The following is a 16,169-nucleotide window of genomic DNA, read 5'->3' as shown; positions in this document are numbered from 1 at the left end:
AGAGAAAGAGGATGGCTAATTTTATAGAATATGTGGTTTCGGAATTAAAGAGCAAGCGATTGTCAAAGGCAAACGCCCTAGCTCTTATTAAACAATATTCTCTTCATTCATCAACTTCAATAAAGGCACATATTCATCCTTTATTGCACGATAATACTTCTGATCTGACTCAGCAAAGCTATACTTCAGTTTTTACAGAAGAAGAATCTTTCCTGAAAGATCATGTGGTAAACGGACAAAAGGTCCTGCCTGGTGCTGCCTATCTGGAAATGATAAGAGCGGCAGTTGAAAAGGCTATGCCAGCAGAACAAGACTCTATCCTTGAATTGCATAGTGTGGTTTGGTTACAACCTCTTGTCGTCAATCATCAAAAGCAAGTTACTATAGCCTTGTTCGCAAGTGATGAAGAGATCAATGAAGGTGAAGTGGATTTTGAGATCTATAGCGTAGAAAAAGATGGTGAAGGAAACCAGCAGGAAACGATCCATTGTCAGGGACAAGCCAGATTTATCAGCAAGCCGGAATCTATTAAGTTTGATAGAGAGCAGTTGAAAGGGCAAATGCTGGAAGGTAGAATAGAAGCGTCCAACGTATACTCAGTCTATAAAAAATTAGGTCTTGCGTTTGGCCCTTCACATCAATCATTAACTGCCATCTATAAAGGCAATAGACAATTGGTTGCTGGCTTAAGTTTACCTGCTTCAGTTAGTAATACTCTTAAAAATTACCAGCTTCATCCAAGCTTAATAGATGGAGCCTTGCAAACGGCGATAGGTTTAATAGCAGATTTTAACAACCTGCCAAGTGAGCGTACTCAATCACTTCCTTTTGCGCTGGAATCAATTCGTGTGATCTCACCATGCACAAAAGAGATGTTTGCCTGGGTTCGCTATTCACAAGGTGGTAAGCAAGATGATAAAATTACTAAAATGGATATTGACCTGTGTGATCAGGATGGAAATGTATGTGTTCAGTTGCGTGGTTTTTCTTCACGAGTAATCAATATAGAATCAAATATCATTGAGAAAGAACCTGAAAATGAAAGTATAGGAACTATGCTTGCTGTGCCGGTTTGGGATTTAGTGCAGCCTGGATCACATGTGAAATCAAATCAATTGACGTTTAGCAAGCAGCACATTGTTCTGATAAATCTTGATAATATTGATGAAAAGAAAGTGGAAGCTTTGACTCCGCAAGGCATCTGCCATAAATTTCATATTACACAGATAAGTATTTCAGAAAGCTATAGTGAAATTTCTCTTGCTTGTTTCGAACTGATCCAAAAGGTTCTTAAGGAGAAGACCTTTGATAAGGTGATGGTTCAAATTGTCATTGGAGTCAGGGAAGAGAGCATTAATGGAGGAGTTTTCATGGGTCTGTCTGGATTACTTAAATCGGCAGCTCAGGAGAATCCAAAGTTTTTCGGTCAGATAGTTCTTTCTGATTCAAAATTTACTGAAGAAGATTTAGTAAAACAATTGCAGGAAAATGTGGCAAGACCGCAAGACAGTATAATTAAGTATACTCCGGGTTCGCGTCATGTTTTAAGATTAAAGGAAATACAAGAAACTGAGAATTATCCATCAATTGGTTTCAAAGATCAGGGCGTTTACCTCATCACTGGAGGGTTAGGAGGATTGGGAATTTTATTTACGAAAGAAATTCTCAGACAGTCAAAGAATGCCAGAGTTATATTAACAGGACGTTCAGAGTTAAACACAGAGAAACAAGCTCTATTGAGTAAGTTACCATGTGAGAAAGGCCAAGTCGTATACAAACAGCTTGATATCGCTGATCTTGATCAGGTACATCGACTTATTTCTTCTATCAAAAAGAATTACAATCAGCTGAATGGCATTATTCACAGTGCCGGGATGATTTCTGATAGTTTTATTATAAAGAAAACAGCTAAAGAGTTTAATGATGTTCTCAGTCCAAAAGTAATCGGTACATACAATTTAGATGTTGCAGCAAAGGACATCGATCTGGATTTCATGGTACTGTTTTCTTCAGGCGCCTCCGTTACCGGAAATAGTGGCCAATCCGATTATGCAGTTGCGAATGGATTTATGGATCAATTTGCAATGTATCGCAATGAGTTGTCCTCTCAGAATAAAAGATTTGGTAAGACAATCTCCTTTAATTGGGCCTTATGGCAGGAGGGTGGAATGGGAGCTGATCAGGAAAGCCAGAAATGGATGCAGCAAAGAGGAATGTATCCCATGCCTACTGAAGCAGGAATGCGAGTATTTTATCAAAGCCTTACTTTACAATACAATCAAATACTTGTAGCACAGGGAGATCTTAATCAATTACGTAAGAATTTAATTGCAGATAAAATTCATCAGCCAGAGGTGGAGTCATCTTCAATTGCGCGTCCGGTGAAGCAAGTTATAGTAGCTAGTAAGGATATAAAACCTCTAAACGAGCAAACAGAAGAATATCTGAAAAAGCAATTTTCAGGTTTGTTAAAGCTGCAAGCGCATAAAATTGATACACAGGCTCCATTAGAGAAATATGGTATCGATTCAATTTTAGCGATGAACCTGACCAATCAGTTGGAAAAAACTTTTGGAACATTATCTAAAACTTTGTTTTTCGAATATCAGACTATTCGCGAGTTAGCTGAATACTTTATCAAATCCCATCCAGATGTATTGAATCAAATCTTTAAGACTGATAATGTAGCTGTAGAAAGAAATGCTAGTCCTGTACTTGAACCAAAGCCTCTGGTTAAAGCTAAAGTTAATTCGGACAGACGTATTAGCAGGCAGCGTGGTGTTAATCCTCCAACAAAATCTAAGCATTCAAAGAAGACAGAGCCAATTGCTATTGTTGGTTTAAGTGGCCGTTACCCAGAAGCATTTAATATTGAAGAATATTGGCAAAATCTGAGTAATGGTAAAGATTGCATCATTGAAGTGCCAAAAGAGCGTTGGGACTGGAAAGATTATTATACTGAAGACAGATCAAAAGGTGGACATCATTATAGTAAATGGGGCGGTTTCATTGAAGGAGTTGATGAATTTGATCCTCGCTTTTTTAATATTTCTCCTCGTGAAGCTGCATTAATAGATCCTCAGGAGCGCCTGTTTTTACAGCATTCATGGATGGCAATGGAAGATGCCGGTTATACCCGTGCAAGTTTGCAAATTGCTGAAGAACAGGATTTGCCAGGGCAAGTAGGGGTTTATGTTGGCGTAATGTATGGTGAATACCAATTGTTTGGTGCACAAGCGAGCGCATTGGGTAATCGTATGGGGATCGGCACCAGCTATGCGAGTATTGCCAATCGGGTATCATATATTCTGAACCTGCATGGACCAAGTATGACGGTGGATACAATGTGCTCGTCTTCTTTAACAGCAATCCATCTTGCATGTCAGGATTTGAATCAGGGACGAACCAATTTAGCAATTGCAGGTGGAGTCAATGTTAGTATACATCCTAACAAATATCTGGTGATAAGTGCCGGACAATTCATATCCAGTGATGGTCACTGTCAAAGCTTTGGCGAAGGCGGAGATGGATATATTCCCGGGGAAGGCGTGGGTGTAGTTGTTTTAAAGCGTCTATCTGAAGCGATTAAGGATGGTAATCATATTTACGGAGTTATCAAAGGCAGCACGCTCAATCATGGAGGGAAGACCAATGGTTATAGCGTTCCAAATCCGCAGGCTCAGGCCAGCATGATTAGCAGGGCACTTACAGACGCAAATGTAAATGCCCGTCAGATCAGTTATATCGAAGCTCATGGTACGGGAACCAAGTTGGGTGACCCTATTGAGATTGCTGCATTAAGTCAGGCTTTTCAAAAGCAGACAGATGATACAGGTTTTTGTTTGATAGGATCGGCCAAGTCCAATATAGGTCATTGTGAATCCGCTGCAGGAATTGCAGGGCTTACTAAAGTCTTATTACAAATGAAGCATAAACAAATAGTTCCTTCATTGCATTCCAAAGTCCTGAATCCATATATAGATTTTACAAAAACACCTTTTATAGTTAATCAGAAATTAAAAACCTGGGAGCAACCTGTGATAGATGGTAAGCTGCAACCAAGAATTGCAGGTTTGTCATCCTTTGGTGCAGGAGGATCGAATGCCCACCTCATCATTGAAGAATATGTGTCGCCTGCTGAAAAACAACATCAGCAAATGGCAGAAGCCCTCATTCTTCTTTCAGCTAGAACGGAAGAACAGTTAAAACAAAAGATCAAGGATCTGTTAAAGTTTGTTAACTCCTCACTTTCGAAAACAAATTCAGCAAATCAGATTGACCTTGTTGCTCTGGCATATACGCTACAGATTGGAAGAGAAGCGATGGTTGAAAGGGTAGGTTTTATTGTTCACTCGATTGAAGAACTAGCTGAAAAGCTAACAGCTTGCGTAAATGGTGTTCCTGAAATTGATGGCTTCTATCATGGACAAGCTAATCACAAAAAAGGACCTATCGCCTTATTAAGTGAGGATCCTGACTTCCAGGAAACAATAGATAAATGGGTTGCACATAAGAAGCTAGCTAAATTACTTGACTTATGGGTGAATGGTTTGGACCTGGATTGGAATAAACTTTATAATGAAGTAAAGCCAAAGTTTATTAGCCTTCCTGTATACCCTTTTGCGAGAGAAAGATATTGGGTTGATTTATTGAATAATGGAAAAAATTCTTTAACGGTAAATAAGCCATCAATACTTCATCCTTTGGTTCATACAAACACTTCTGATTTGAGCCAAGTGAGCTTCAGTTCCGCTTTTACAGGTGAAGAATTTTTCATAGCAGACCATCAAATGAATACTGACGATGGCTCTAAACAAAAGGTTCTGTCAGCAGCGGTATATCTGGAAATGATTCGCAAAGCAGTTGAACTAGCATCACCTAATAATCAACGATCTTCTGTTCTGGAACTAAGTAATTTGATTTGGGGACAACCTTTTATTGCTAATGAGAATAAGAAAGTTACAGTGGCTTTGTTTGGAGAAGAAAAAGGACAGGTTAGTTATGATGTCCTCAGCCATGAAAATGATCAGGAGGTTGTTCATTGCCAGGGAGAGGCTGTTTATTACAAAGAACAGGCTCCTGCCAGAATTGATATAATGAACCTTGTTCAGAATAGGGGATTTTCCAGATTAGAACCTGCGGGCCTTTATACATTCTTTTCTTCACTAGGCCTTCATTATGGCGCTGCATATCAAGGGATATCTTCTGTCTATAAAGGTGATAAACAACTTCTTGCACACCTGTCTTTACCGGCTTCGGTTGAAAAAAACCAGAAAGATTTTGTTTTGAATCCTAGCATAATTGAAGGTGTTTTGCAAGTATCTATTTGTTTAATTGCTGATTTGCAACAACAGTTGAGATTCCCTCTTTTGCCATTTTCTCTGGACGCATTGCGCATAACAACTGCCTGTAAGAATGAGATGTATGCTTGGGTACGTTATAATGAAGGAAACAATCCGAATGATCAGATCATCAAGTTAGATGTTGACCTCTGCGATAAACATGGTAATGTCTGTGTGCAGATGAAAGGATTGTCTTTACAACAAATTAAAATAAGTGCTCCCCTGAAAGTCAATAAAGAAGTTGTTTTACCAGTAAACGTTAGTAGTTTTCCGGAAAGAGTAAAAAGTAAGCCACAGGCAATACAATTGAATGGCTCGGATGAAATAAATACGATCACATTAAAGTCTATTGTTGAAAAGCCTCAGGAAATAAAGTTAATAGATTCTCTACAAGTAAATGACAATATTGCTGATACTTTCCTTTCCAAGCCACAAGGAATACAGTTAAATAATTCTCTTGGAGCGATTAACCTCGAAGACAGTATTTCAGGTAACTCAAAATTATCACCAATTGAATTGACATTGCAACCCTTAGCTTCCTCAAAAAGAAGTGATACGGAATATACAAAAGATCAAATTCAGGAAATATTAATTTCGAGTCTGGCTGAAGCACTTTATTTAAAGCCTTCAGAAATTGATGTTCATAAATCCTTTATAGATCTTGGCCTTGATTCAATAGTAGGAGTAGAATGGATAAAGTTTATTAATAAAACTCTTGGTTTGGAAATATCTTCTACAAAGATCTATGATTATGCAACCATTAAGGAATTAGCATTATTCCTTTCTAAAGAAATAGAAAATGCACAGACTCCTGAGCAAGCAGAAGTGCTGTTCCCTTTAGTGGCTGAACCTCAAAGTGAATATGTTCTTGAAGGTGTTGAGAACCTTTCACCGGGAAATGTTTCTTTGGAACCACTCACTCCGATAAATGAGCAAGGCTTAGTTTATAATAAAGAGCATATTCAGCATGTATTAATTGCAAGTTTAGCGGAAGCACTCTATTTGAAGCCCTCAGAAATAGATATCGACAAATCGTTTACCGATATGGGACTTGATTCTATAGTTGGAGTAGAATGGGTTAAGTTTATCAACAAAAAGCTTGGCCTGGATATATCCTCTACAAGGATATATGATTATGCAACTATTAAAGAGCTTGCAACATTTTTAACAAAAGAATTGAAAAGCGTTTCGGTTTCTACTCTATCTGAAATGTAATAAACTTCAGTAGACAGATTTTGCAGTGAACTACCACATATGATTGCTGGTGAAACCAAAACAGAGTATTCCATCTTATATCGTATTCCACAACCATGTTAAATTCCATAAAAGAAAAAGAACTTTTTTATACCAAAGAGCAAATTCAGCAGGCCTTGGTTACTAGCTTGGCTGAGGCGCTTTATTTGAGTCCATCAGAAATAGATATTAATAAATCTTTTATAGATCTTGGTCTTGATTCCATAGTAGGAGTAGAATGGATAAAGTTTATTAATAAAACCTTTGGCCTTGAAATTTCTTCCACAAAGATTTACGATTACGCTACTATCAAGGAACTATCCTTGTATGTATCGAAAGAACTAGAAAATGTGAGAGTTGCTCCTGTTAGTACATTATCTTCTTTACCGGCCAATAGTATTTCAGATTTGAAGACATTAGCTGCTTCTGCAAATTTATATTCAAATCCCTCAAGTGACTCAATCGGACAAGGCCTTGTATATACTAATGACCATATCCAGGAAGTCTTGGTTAAAAGTTTGGCTGATGCACTGTATTTAAAACCATCAGAAGTGGATGTTAATAAGTCATTTATTGATATGGGTCTTGATTCCATAGTAGGAGTTGAATGGATTAAGTTTATTAATAAAAGCTTAGGGTTGGAAGTATCTTCTACAAAGATTTATGATTATTCAACCATAAAAGAGCTTACGTTGTTTTTATCAAAAGAGTTGGGGAATTTGCCGGTTACTTCTGTAAAAGAAATTTCACTTAGGCAACCAGTAATTCAGGCTTCTGCTTCTAAAGTAACTGTCCCATTAGCAAGTTCATTTCCTAATCTGACCAGGAAAGCTCGTCCTAAACAAGTTGTTGATAGTACTAATCTGGTTGCTAATGATAAAATAGCGATTATAGGTATGTCAGGTAGGTATCCTCAGGCACAGAACTTAGATCAGTACTGGGAGAATTTGGCTCAGGGTAAAAATTCCATCATTGAAGTTCCTTCTTCTCGTTGGGATATCCAGCAATACTACGATGCAGATCCTAAGCAAAAAGGTAAAATGTATTGCAAGTGGATGGGGATGCTGGATGATGTGGAATGTTTTGATCCGTTGTTTTTCCAGATTTCACCTTCAGAGGCAGAAGCGATGGACCCTCAGCATCGTTTGTTTTTGGAGGAAGGTTATAAAGCATTTGAAGATGCAGGTTATTCAGGTGCTACCTTAAGTAATAAAAAATGTGGAGTTTACTTGGGCATAATGAGTAATGAATATAGTTACCTCATTGCGAAAAATAATTCCTCATCCGTAAATATAACCGGAAACAGCTTTGCCATTGGAGCTGCTCGTCTTTCATACTTCTTGAATTTGAAAGGTCCGGCCGTTCCGATTGATACTGCGTGTTCTTCTTCATTGGTTGGAATGCACGTTGCTTGTCAGGCATTGTTAAATGGTGAGATAGATATGGCTCTTGCCGGAGGGGTGAGTTTGTATTTAATCCCCGAAGCTTATATTGGAATGTGTCAGGCGGGAATGTTATCTCCTGAAGGCCAATGCAAGACTTTCGATGATTCTGCCAATGGTTTTGTGCCAGGGGAAGGAGTAGGAGCTGTTGTACTTAAAAGGTTGGAAGATGCTCAGAGAGATAATGATCATATCTATGGTGTTATTCTGGGATCAGGCATTAATCAGGATGGTAAAACAAATGGTATCACTGCTCCAAGTGTTAACAGTCAAACAGAGTTAGAAAGAGAAATTTATTCTAAGTATAAAATTAATCCTGAAACTATTAGTTATGTAGAAACTCATGGCACAGGAACTAAGTTAGGTGATCCGATTGAATTGGAGGCTCTTTCTACTGTATTTAAAGAGAAAACCTTGAAGAAGAATTTCTGTGCGTTGGGATCCGTAAAAAGCAATGTTGGACACACATCCGGCGCAGCGGGAGTTGCAAGTGTACAGAAAGTATTGCTATCGCTAAAGCATAAAACTTTGGTGCCTACTTTAAATGTTGTAAAAGAGAATACCATCTTTGATTTCAAGAATTCCCCATTCTATATTTCCAGGGAAAAGCAGGATTGGAAAGTGAATAATGTTAGTCCAGTACGTAGAGCAAGTGTAAGCTCTTTTGGATTTAGTGGAACCAATTCACACTTGGTTATCGAAGAGTATCTTCAGAAGCCAAAGAAAAATGGAACTCTTCCTGGCATCACTAACAATGGAGGAATCATCATTCCTTTATCAGCAAGAATTCCTGCACAACTCAAACAACGTGGCCAAGACTTATCTGATTTTATTCTTAAAAATAAAGAGTCAATTGATTTGATTGACATGGCCTATACATTGCAGGTGGGCAGAGACGAGATGAGAGAACGTTTAGGTTTTGTGGTCAATTCAATTGATGAGTTATCTGAAAAACTTAAAGCTTATATTTCAGGTGTACAGAGCATTGAAAATTGTTATCAAGGACAGGTAACACGTGATAAGGATCACTTGACTATATATGGTACTGATGCAGATTTACAAAAGATAGTTGATAAATGGATAAGTGATAAAAACCTTTCTAAGCTTGTTGATTTATGGGTAAAAGGTCTGGAGCTTGACTGGAGTAAGCTTTATGGAAATAATAAACCTCAGCGTGTCAGTCTGCCTACCTATCCTTTTGCAAAGGAAAAGTATTGGGTTGAAGTATCTGTAAATCCTTCTCCTGTAAGTCAGGAGAAAGTCAATGAGATGAAGCCTAAAAACAAGGCTGCTCAGGAAGTGGAGGAAAAAATTCAGAAAATGTATTTTTATCCTGATTGGAAGAAAAGTCCGATATCTCTTCAATCAGAGACAAATAAATCATTTGCAGAAGGTCCGACTCTGGTTATAGACACTACAGATGAATTATACAATGCAGCAATAGAAAAGCTGAAGGGAAGCATTGCGGATAAATCCTTCATACTGGTAAAATTGGGAGGTGACTATCAGGAACTGGCATCTAATGTTTTTACCATTAACCAAGACAAGGAAGGTCAATTCAATCAACTAGTAGATACTCTAAAAGAGCGGAATCAGCTTCCTCGTCAAATTATATATCATGGATTAACAACTGAGCATCTTGAGAAAGATAGTCAGGTTAATGATAGTTTTTATACGCTCTTTTATCTCTGCAAAGCTCTGCTTCATCAGAAGAATCAACAGTCCGTTAAAATTTTATCAATCTTCTCGACAAACGGAAGTATAACAGTTCCACAAAGTGCGGCAATTGGTGCTTTCTTCAAAACACTTAATTTAGAGAATCCAAAGTATCTTGCTAAGGTAATTGAAGTTCAGAGTAATTCGGCGAATCCTGAGATCTCAATTGAAAGCAAAATCAATATTATTCTGGATGAGTTTAGGGAGGAACTTTGGAATAAAAATGAAGTCCGATATAAACATGATAATGGAAAATATATCAGGAATATCAGAGAATTGTCGAGCTATATCCCAGTATCAAATAAATTAACAACATTGCCTTTTAAGCAAGGTGGGGTCTACATCATATCAGGAGCTTTAGGAGGCTTAGGGTATATTATCAGCGAATACTTAGCTAAAAACTATCAGTGTAAATTGATTCTTTTCGGAAGATCTGCGCTAAAAGCAGAACAAGAAGCAAAGGTAAATCAACTAAAGGCCTATAAAGCAGAAGTTATTTATTTGCAAGCTGATGCCTCTAAGTTGGAAGATATGGAAGCCGTTGTTCATAAAGCAAAGCTTCAGTTTTCTCAGATAAATGGTGTGATCCATTCGGCAGGCGTCAATAAAGATTCTTTTATACTAAAGAAAACGAAAGAAGAAATTGAAAAGGTGTTAGCACCTAAAATTTATGGAACGCTTAATTTAGATCAGGCGACGAAGGATGAAAATTTAGATGTGTTTATCTTGTTTTCTTCTATTGCTGGAGTGATGGGTAATTTAGGGCAATGTGAATATGCTTATGGAAATCACTTTTTAGATTCATTTGCTGAATTGAGAGAAAGCAAGAAGAAGCAACAAAAGCGTTTTGGCAAGACTCTTTCAATTAACTGGCCTTTTTGGGAAGAGGGAGGAATGGTTCTTTCTCTGGATGAACTTGCCATAGCAAAGAAAGTAACGGGAGTTTGTCCGATACCTATCAATGTTGGTATTCAATATTTGGAGGAGTTCTTACAATCACATCTGACGCAAGGCATAGCTTTTTACGGCTATCCATCAAGGGTTAATGTTTATTCAGGTCAGGAATCAAAGAAGGCAGATACCAAAGTCCTGACTAGCACTATTGATCCTGCAATTCTTTTGGAAAAAACGGAAGCATATCTGAAAGCTTTAGTAGGTGCTGAAATTAAGCTTTCTCCTGAGAAGATTGATTCGCAGGAACGGTTTGAGACTTTTGGTATTGATTCTATCATCGTTAGCCGTTTTAATGTCACTTTGGAAAAAGACTTAGGAGCTTTATCCAAGACGTTGTTTTATGAATATTCAACAATAGAAGAATTAGCAGGATACCTGACACGAGAAGCAGGTAAGGCCTTAGTTCAGTTTTTTAATCTGGAGTATTCAGAAGAAGAGATTCAAACTATTGAGGATAGTGAAGTTCATTTAGAAGAAGAAAAAGGCATTGAGATAAAGCATGAATATGGAGATAATGAGCAGATTGCAATTATTGGAATTCATGGTTACTACCCCCAATCGGAAGATTTAAATAAGTACTGGGAAAATCTGAAACAGGGAAAAGATTTGATCGATCTTGTTCCTGCCAGCCGTTGGGATTATGAACAGTTCTATCACCAGGATCCTGAGAGGGCTGCAGAGGGAAAGATATATTGTAAGTGGGGAGGCTTTGTAAATGATGTAGACAAATTTGATCCGCAATTCTTCAATATTTCTTCTGAAGAAGCAAAGATTATGGATCCTCAGGAGCGTCTTTTCTTGCAATCGGTATGGGGGGCAATAGAAGATGCAGGATATAGCAAGAACAGTTTGAAAAAACGTCATCCTAAAGCAAAGAGTGCTGATGTGGGAGTCTTTGTTGGTGTGACTACAAATTCTTATAGCTTATTGGCAGCTGAAGAATGGAGCAGGGGGAATGTTGTTCCTAGCGCACAGCCATGGTCTATTGCAAATCGTGTCTCATACATATTCGACTTTCAGGGTCCAAGCATGCCAATTGATACTGCTTGTTCTTCTTCGCTGGTTGCCATCCATCTTGCATGTGAGAGTTTGAAAAAGCAAGAGTGCCAGGTCGCTGTGGCCGGAGGAGTTAATCTATATTTACATCCGTCCAAATATCACTCCTTCTGCAAAAGAAGAATGGTTTCTCTGGAAGGTAAGTGTCGCAGTTATGGTGCAGGTGATGATGGCTTTGTGCCAGGAGAAGGAGTTGGGTCTGTAATACTTAAACCACTTAGAAAAGCGATTGCAGATAAAGATCATATTTATGCAGTAGTAGCTGGCAGTGCATTTGACCATGGAGGAAGGTCAAACGGATATTCCGCTCCAAATCCAAATTCACAAGCAAGCCTTATTGAACATACACTTAGAAAGTCGCAAATTCATCCTGAGACTATAGGATATATTGAGGGCCATGGAACTGGCACGCAGTTAGGTGATAGCCTTGAAATAGTAGCTTTAACCAATGCATTTAATAAGCAAACTAAGAAAAAACAATTCTGTCCTATTGGTTCGGTCAAAGCAAACATTGGACATCCTGAGTCTGCTGCTGGAATTGCAGGTGTAGCAAAAGTTTTATTGCAAATGAAACATAAGCAGATTGTCCCTACCATCCATTCAGAGGAGGTAAATCCAAATATCGATTTCAAAGAATCTCCTTTTTATCTTGAGCATAAACTAACAACATGGGAGTCCTCTCCTGATTATCCTAGAAGAGCTATTATCAATTCATTTGGAGCGGGAGGCGTGAACGCATGCATGATTTTGGAGGAATATGAGAAGGCTGATGTAAAGGAAAATGTGAATGAACCAGGATCTTATCTTGTAATCCTTTCTGCAAAAAATGAAGACCGCCTTCGTGAATCTGTCAATCGTCTTCTGACTTTTGTAGGTAAAGAAAAGAATGTAAATCTATCAGATCTTTCTTATTCATTGCAAGTTGGTCGTGAAGGTATGCAAGAGCGACTAGCAATTATTGTTTCGGGAAGGACGGAACTAATGGAGCATTTAAAGGGCTGGAGACAGCAGATACCATCTGATAATATTTATCAAGGGAAATATGACCCGCGCGAGGGGAGAAAGAAATCCCCCAATAGTGAAGATATTCAAAAGATGTTTAGATCAAAAGATCTATGTAAACTGGCAGAATTATGGGTTGCAGGAACTGATGTTGATTGGGAAAATTTATATGAAACAAATAAACCCAATAGAATTGCACTGCCGACATATCCTTTTGCTAAGGAGCGTTATTGGGTTTCAGATGTAAATGCTCAAGAAAAGAAAAAAGTATCTGATCAAGGAAATGCACATGCTAACATGCATCCTTTGGTTTCATATAACTCTTCTACTTTAAGAGAAGTGAGCTTTAGCTCATTATTGTCCGATAAGGAATTTTACGCGATGGATCATCAGGTGCATAAGGAAAAGATCTTTCCAGGTTCAGGTTTTCTGGAAATGGCAGGTATTTCAGGAAATATAGCAGGTGAGCAGAAGGTGTCTAAAATCACGGATATTGTTTGGGCTAATCCATTAAGCTTTAAAACAGGTCCTCAATTGGTTCAAACGATATTGAAACCAAACGGAAGAGGAATCGAATATCAAATTGTATCATTGAATGATGATAATGAAAGAGTACTTCATTCAGAGGGCAGGTTGTTTTTCAAAAATGGAATTGGTCATTCAGAGACCGCAGAGAAGTCCTTCTCAATTAATGTTCTAAAGGAAAAATGTGCAAAGCCCCAGAGCGGCTCAAATCTATATAATTTATTTACTAATGCTGGTTTTAACTACGGTTTGGGTTTTCAAACCATTCAGGAGTTTTACATCAGTGAGTCATTTGCCTTATCTAAATTGAAGATTGCGGATTATTTGAAATCAGATTTTGATCAGTTTATCCTCCATCCTTCTTTGCTTGATGGAGCATTGCAGACTGTGGCCGGCTTGCTTGGCGGATCGGAACCTACAACGCCATATCTACCATTTGCTATCGATGAATTGGAAATCATTCGCCCTATGTCACATGTCTGCTATGCTTATGTTGAAAATGCAGATAATGAAAAACAAGCAAAGGCAGAAGTAAAAAAATTCAACATCCAATTGTTGAATGAGGGTGGAGATCTTTTAGTGAAGTTAACAAACTTTTATGTCAGGGCTTTAGGTAAGCTTTAGATATTTTAACGTTATATACTTTTTTAATTTAACCAGTTTGATAAACCTTAAAGAACCGCTATGAGAGCAATGGTATGCACAAAATATGGACCTCCGGAGGTCCTTCAACTTAAAGAGGTTGAAAAACCTGTGCCAAAAAATAATGAAGTTTTAATAAAAATTTATGCGACGCCTATAACTGCACCAGACAGAAGAATCAGAGGTTTAAATGTCCCTTTTCCTGCAGCAAAGATTTTGATAAGATTAATGTTTGGTTTGACAAGGCCAAGAAAACCTATACTTGGTTTGTACGTGGCAGGAGAAATTGAATCTGTAGGAAAAGATGTGTCTCAATTTCAAAAAGGTGATCAGGTATATGCTCGTACAGGTTCTCGATTAGGAGCCTATGCACAGTATGTGAACCTTCCAGAAAAATGTGTTATGGCATTAAAGCCAACGAATGTATCTTACGAAGAAGCTATTGCTGTGCCTTATGGAGGTTCTAATGCCTTACATTTCCTTAAAAGAAAAGGTGGCATAAAAAAAGGAGATAAAGTACTTATTTATGGTGCGTCTGGAGCAATTGGAACTTCAGCAATCCAGCTTGCTAAATACTTCGGTGCGGAAGTTACTGGTGTCTGCAGTACTTCAAATATCGATTTGGTGAAATCTCTCGGAACGGATACTGTGATTGATTATACAAAAAAAGAGTATACCGATAGTAAAGAACTTTATGATATAATCTTTGATGCTGTCGGTAAAATCAATTATAAAAAAAGTAAAAAGTTACTTAAGCCAAATGGAAGATATGTTTCGGTGTTTTCTTCAGGAACTGCAAAAATACTTACTGAAGATTTTGTCTTACTCAAAGAGCTTGTTGAAAAGGGAAAGTTTAAGCCTGTCATTGATAGATGTTATCCATTGGAGCAATTGGCAGATGCTCATAGGTATGTTGATAAAGAACATGCAAAGGGAAATGTAGTAATTACTGTTTCCCACCAGGATTACTGGATGAGATGATGTCTGAGGATTTGTAAAATAGATTTGTAGGACTAATCAGAATTGTTGTTAACCCAAGAAATAGTAAACATAATAATAAAAATAGGAGGAGAATATGAAAAAGAATATTGATTGGCCAGGTGAATGGTTTAGAGCCATGGAAGACTGCGGCGAAGATGTCTCAGGAATTTTCGGGCAAATTAAAGAAGGTGCAACTCAGCCTGAATGGACAGAGCTACCTCACTACGATTATGATGGGGTAGGAGGTTTGGCGTATCTGATGCGGGCGCAAGGTCTGAAAGTGGATCAGGTTCCAACTTTGAAGGATGACAAGTACACTTTTTTTCGTAAGCTACGTGGAATGATGGCATACTTGCCTACAGCAGGTGTCAGAAAGCAAGAGTGGCTTCGGATTGACCCTAATGCAAAACGCATTTCGCTTCCTGTTCATGAACGTATCTCTTGGTATTTATTCACTAAGGAAGAAACAGAGGAAATCAAGTTTGCCGCTAGAGCTGCAGGTGTAACGGTGAATTCTTATTTATTATATCACTTAGATGCAGTGGTGTCGGCTCAACTGATGCCGCCTTCAGCAAATAGACGTTGGTCTGTTCCTGTAAATGTTCGCGGAGGTGTAGAACGTTCTGCTGAACTAATTCATACTTCTTTCTTAGCTGTAGACGTAGATCATGATTTTTCAATAAAGCAACTTCATGAAAAAATTGTTGGCTTAATGAAGAGAGGCTATCACTGGGGAGCTTGGTTTGGCATTCAGGGTGGATCAATGATGGGTCAGGAGAAAATGCGTAAATATCTAGTCGATAGAAAGCAACAAGGTGAAAGCTGGACAGGCACATTCTCAAATGTCGGAGTATGGGATATACCTGGGAGCGGTCATTGGATGGTTTGTCCGAATGTTCCATCTATGTATCCGATTGGTGCTGCATGTATGACAACACACGGACGTATGGGTATCACAATTCAGCTGCACCACATGCTGGGAAATGATGCGCAGACTCGTCAGTCAATTTTAAATTCTTGGATAAGATCTTCATTGAAAAGCAAATCTTTTTCAATGCAGGAAGCATAATACAAATATGAGGTTATAATATTGCTGGAGAAATTTGACGATATCTTCATATTAAAATTTCATATCTATTTTGTAGTTCAATTCCTGATAATTATTTTTACTAACTCTTACAGAGATAGTTTTTTTGAGTACGCATATTATTTGCCTTATGGCAATATTGAAAAGAAGTCTTTTAAACAGCTATTAATAACTTCTATTTTCATAACA

General features: G+C 38.0%; 4 protein-coding genes. All 4 read left to right on the top strand.

The features are described 5' to 3' along the window. Positions 1–11 precede the first annotated feature (11 nt). Positions 12–6,557: an SDR family NAD(P)-dependent oxidoreductase gene (locus tag J7604_RS06855; protein ID WP_293893068.1), complete on the top strand. Its 6,546-nt coding sequence runs from the start codon at positions 12–14 to the stop codon at positions 6,555–6,557. A 95-nt stretch (positions 6,558–6,652) separates the two neighbouring features. Beyond that, positions 6,653–13,894, top strand: a complete 7,242-nt coding sequence (locus J7604_RS06850; RefSeq protein ID WP_293893065.1) for an SDR family NAD(P)-dependent oxidoreductase — start codon at positions 6,653–6,655, stop codon at positions 13,892–13,894. A 60-nt stretch (positions 13,895–13,954) separates the two neighbouring features. Beyond that, positions 13,955–14,893 (top strand): NAD(P)-dependent alcohol dehydrogenase, encoded by a 939-nt coding sequence (locus J7604_RS06845; RefSeq protein ID WP_293893062.1) that lies wholly within the window; start codon positions 13,955–13,957, stop codon positions 14,891–14,893. A gap of 136 nt (positions 14,894–15,029) precedes the next feature. Next, the gene (locus J7604_RS06840; RefSeq protein ID WP_293893059.1) at positions 15,030–15,962 is read left to right on the top strand and encodes a hypothetical protein; all 933 of its coding nucleotides are present in this window, start codon (positions 15,030–15,032) and stop codon (positions 15,960–15,962) included. Positions 15,963–16,169 lie beyond the last annotated feature (207 nt).

The organism is Sporocytophaga sp. (genome assembly GCF_017745095.1).
Lineage (GTDB): Bacteria > Bacteroidota > Bacteroidia > Cytophagales > Cytophagaceae > Sporocytophaga.
This window is presented reverse-complemented; position numbering and strand designations above follow the sequence as displayed.

Coding starts and splice junctions, on each gene's coding strand:
- J7604_RS06850 (WP_293893065.1), top strand. CDS start 6,653: ATGTTAAATTCCATAAAAGAAAAAGAACTTTTTTATACCAAAGAGCAA.
- J7604_RS06840 (WP_293893059.1), top strand. CDS start 15,030: ATGGAAGACTGCGGCGAAGATGTCTCAGGAATTTTCGGGCAAATTAAA.
- J7604_RS06855 (WP_293893068.1), top strand. CDS start 12: ATGGCTAATTTTATAGAATATGTGGTTTCGGAATTAAAGAGCAAGCGA.
- J7604_RS06845 (WP_293893062.1), top strand. CDS start 13,955: ATGAGAGCAATGGTATGCACAAAATATGGACCTCCGGAGGTCCTTCAA.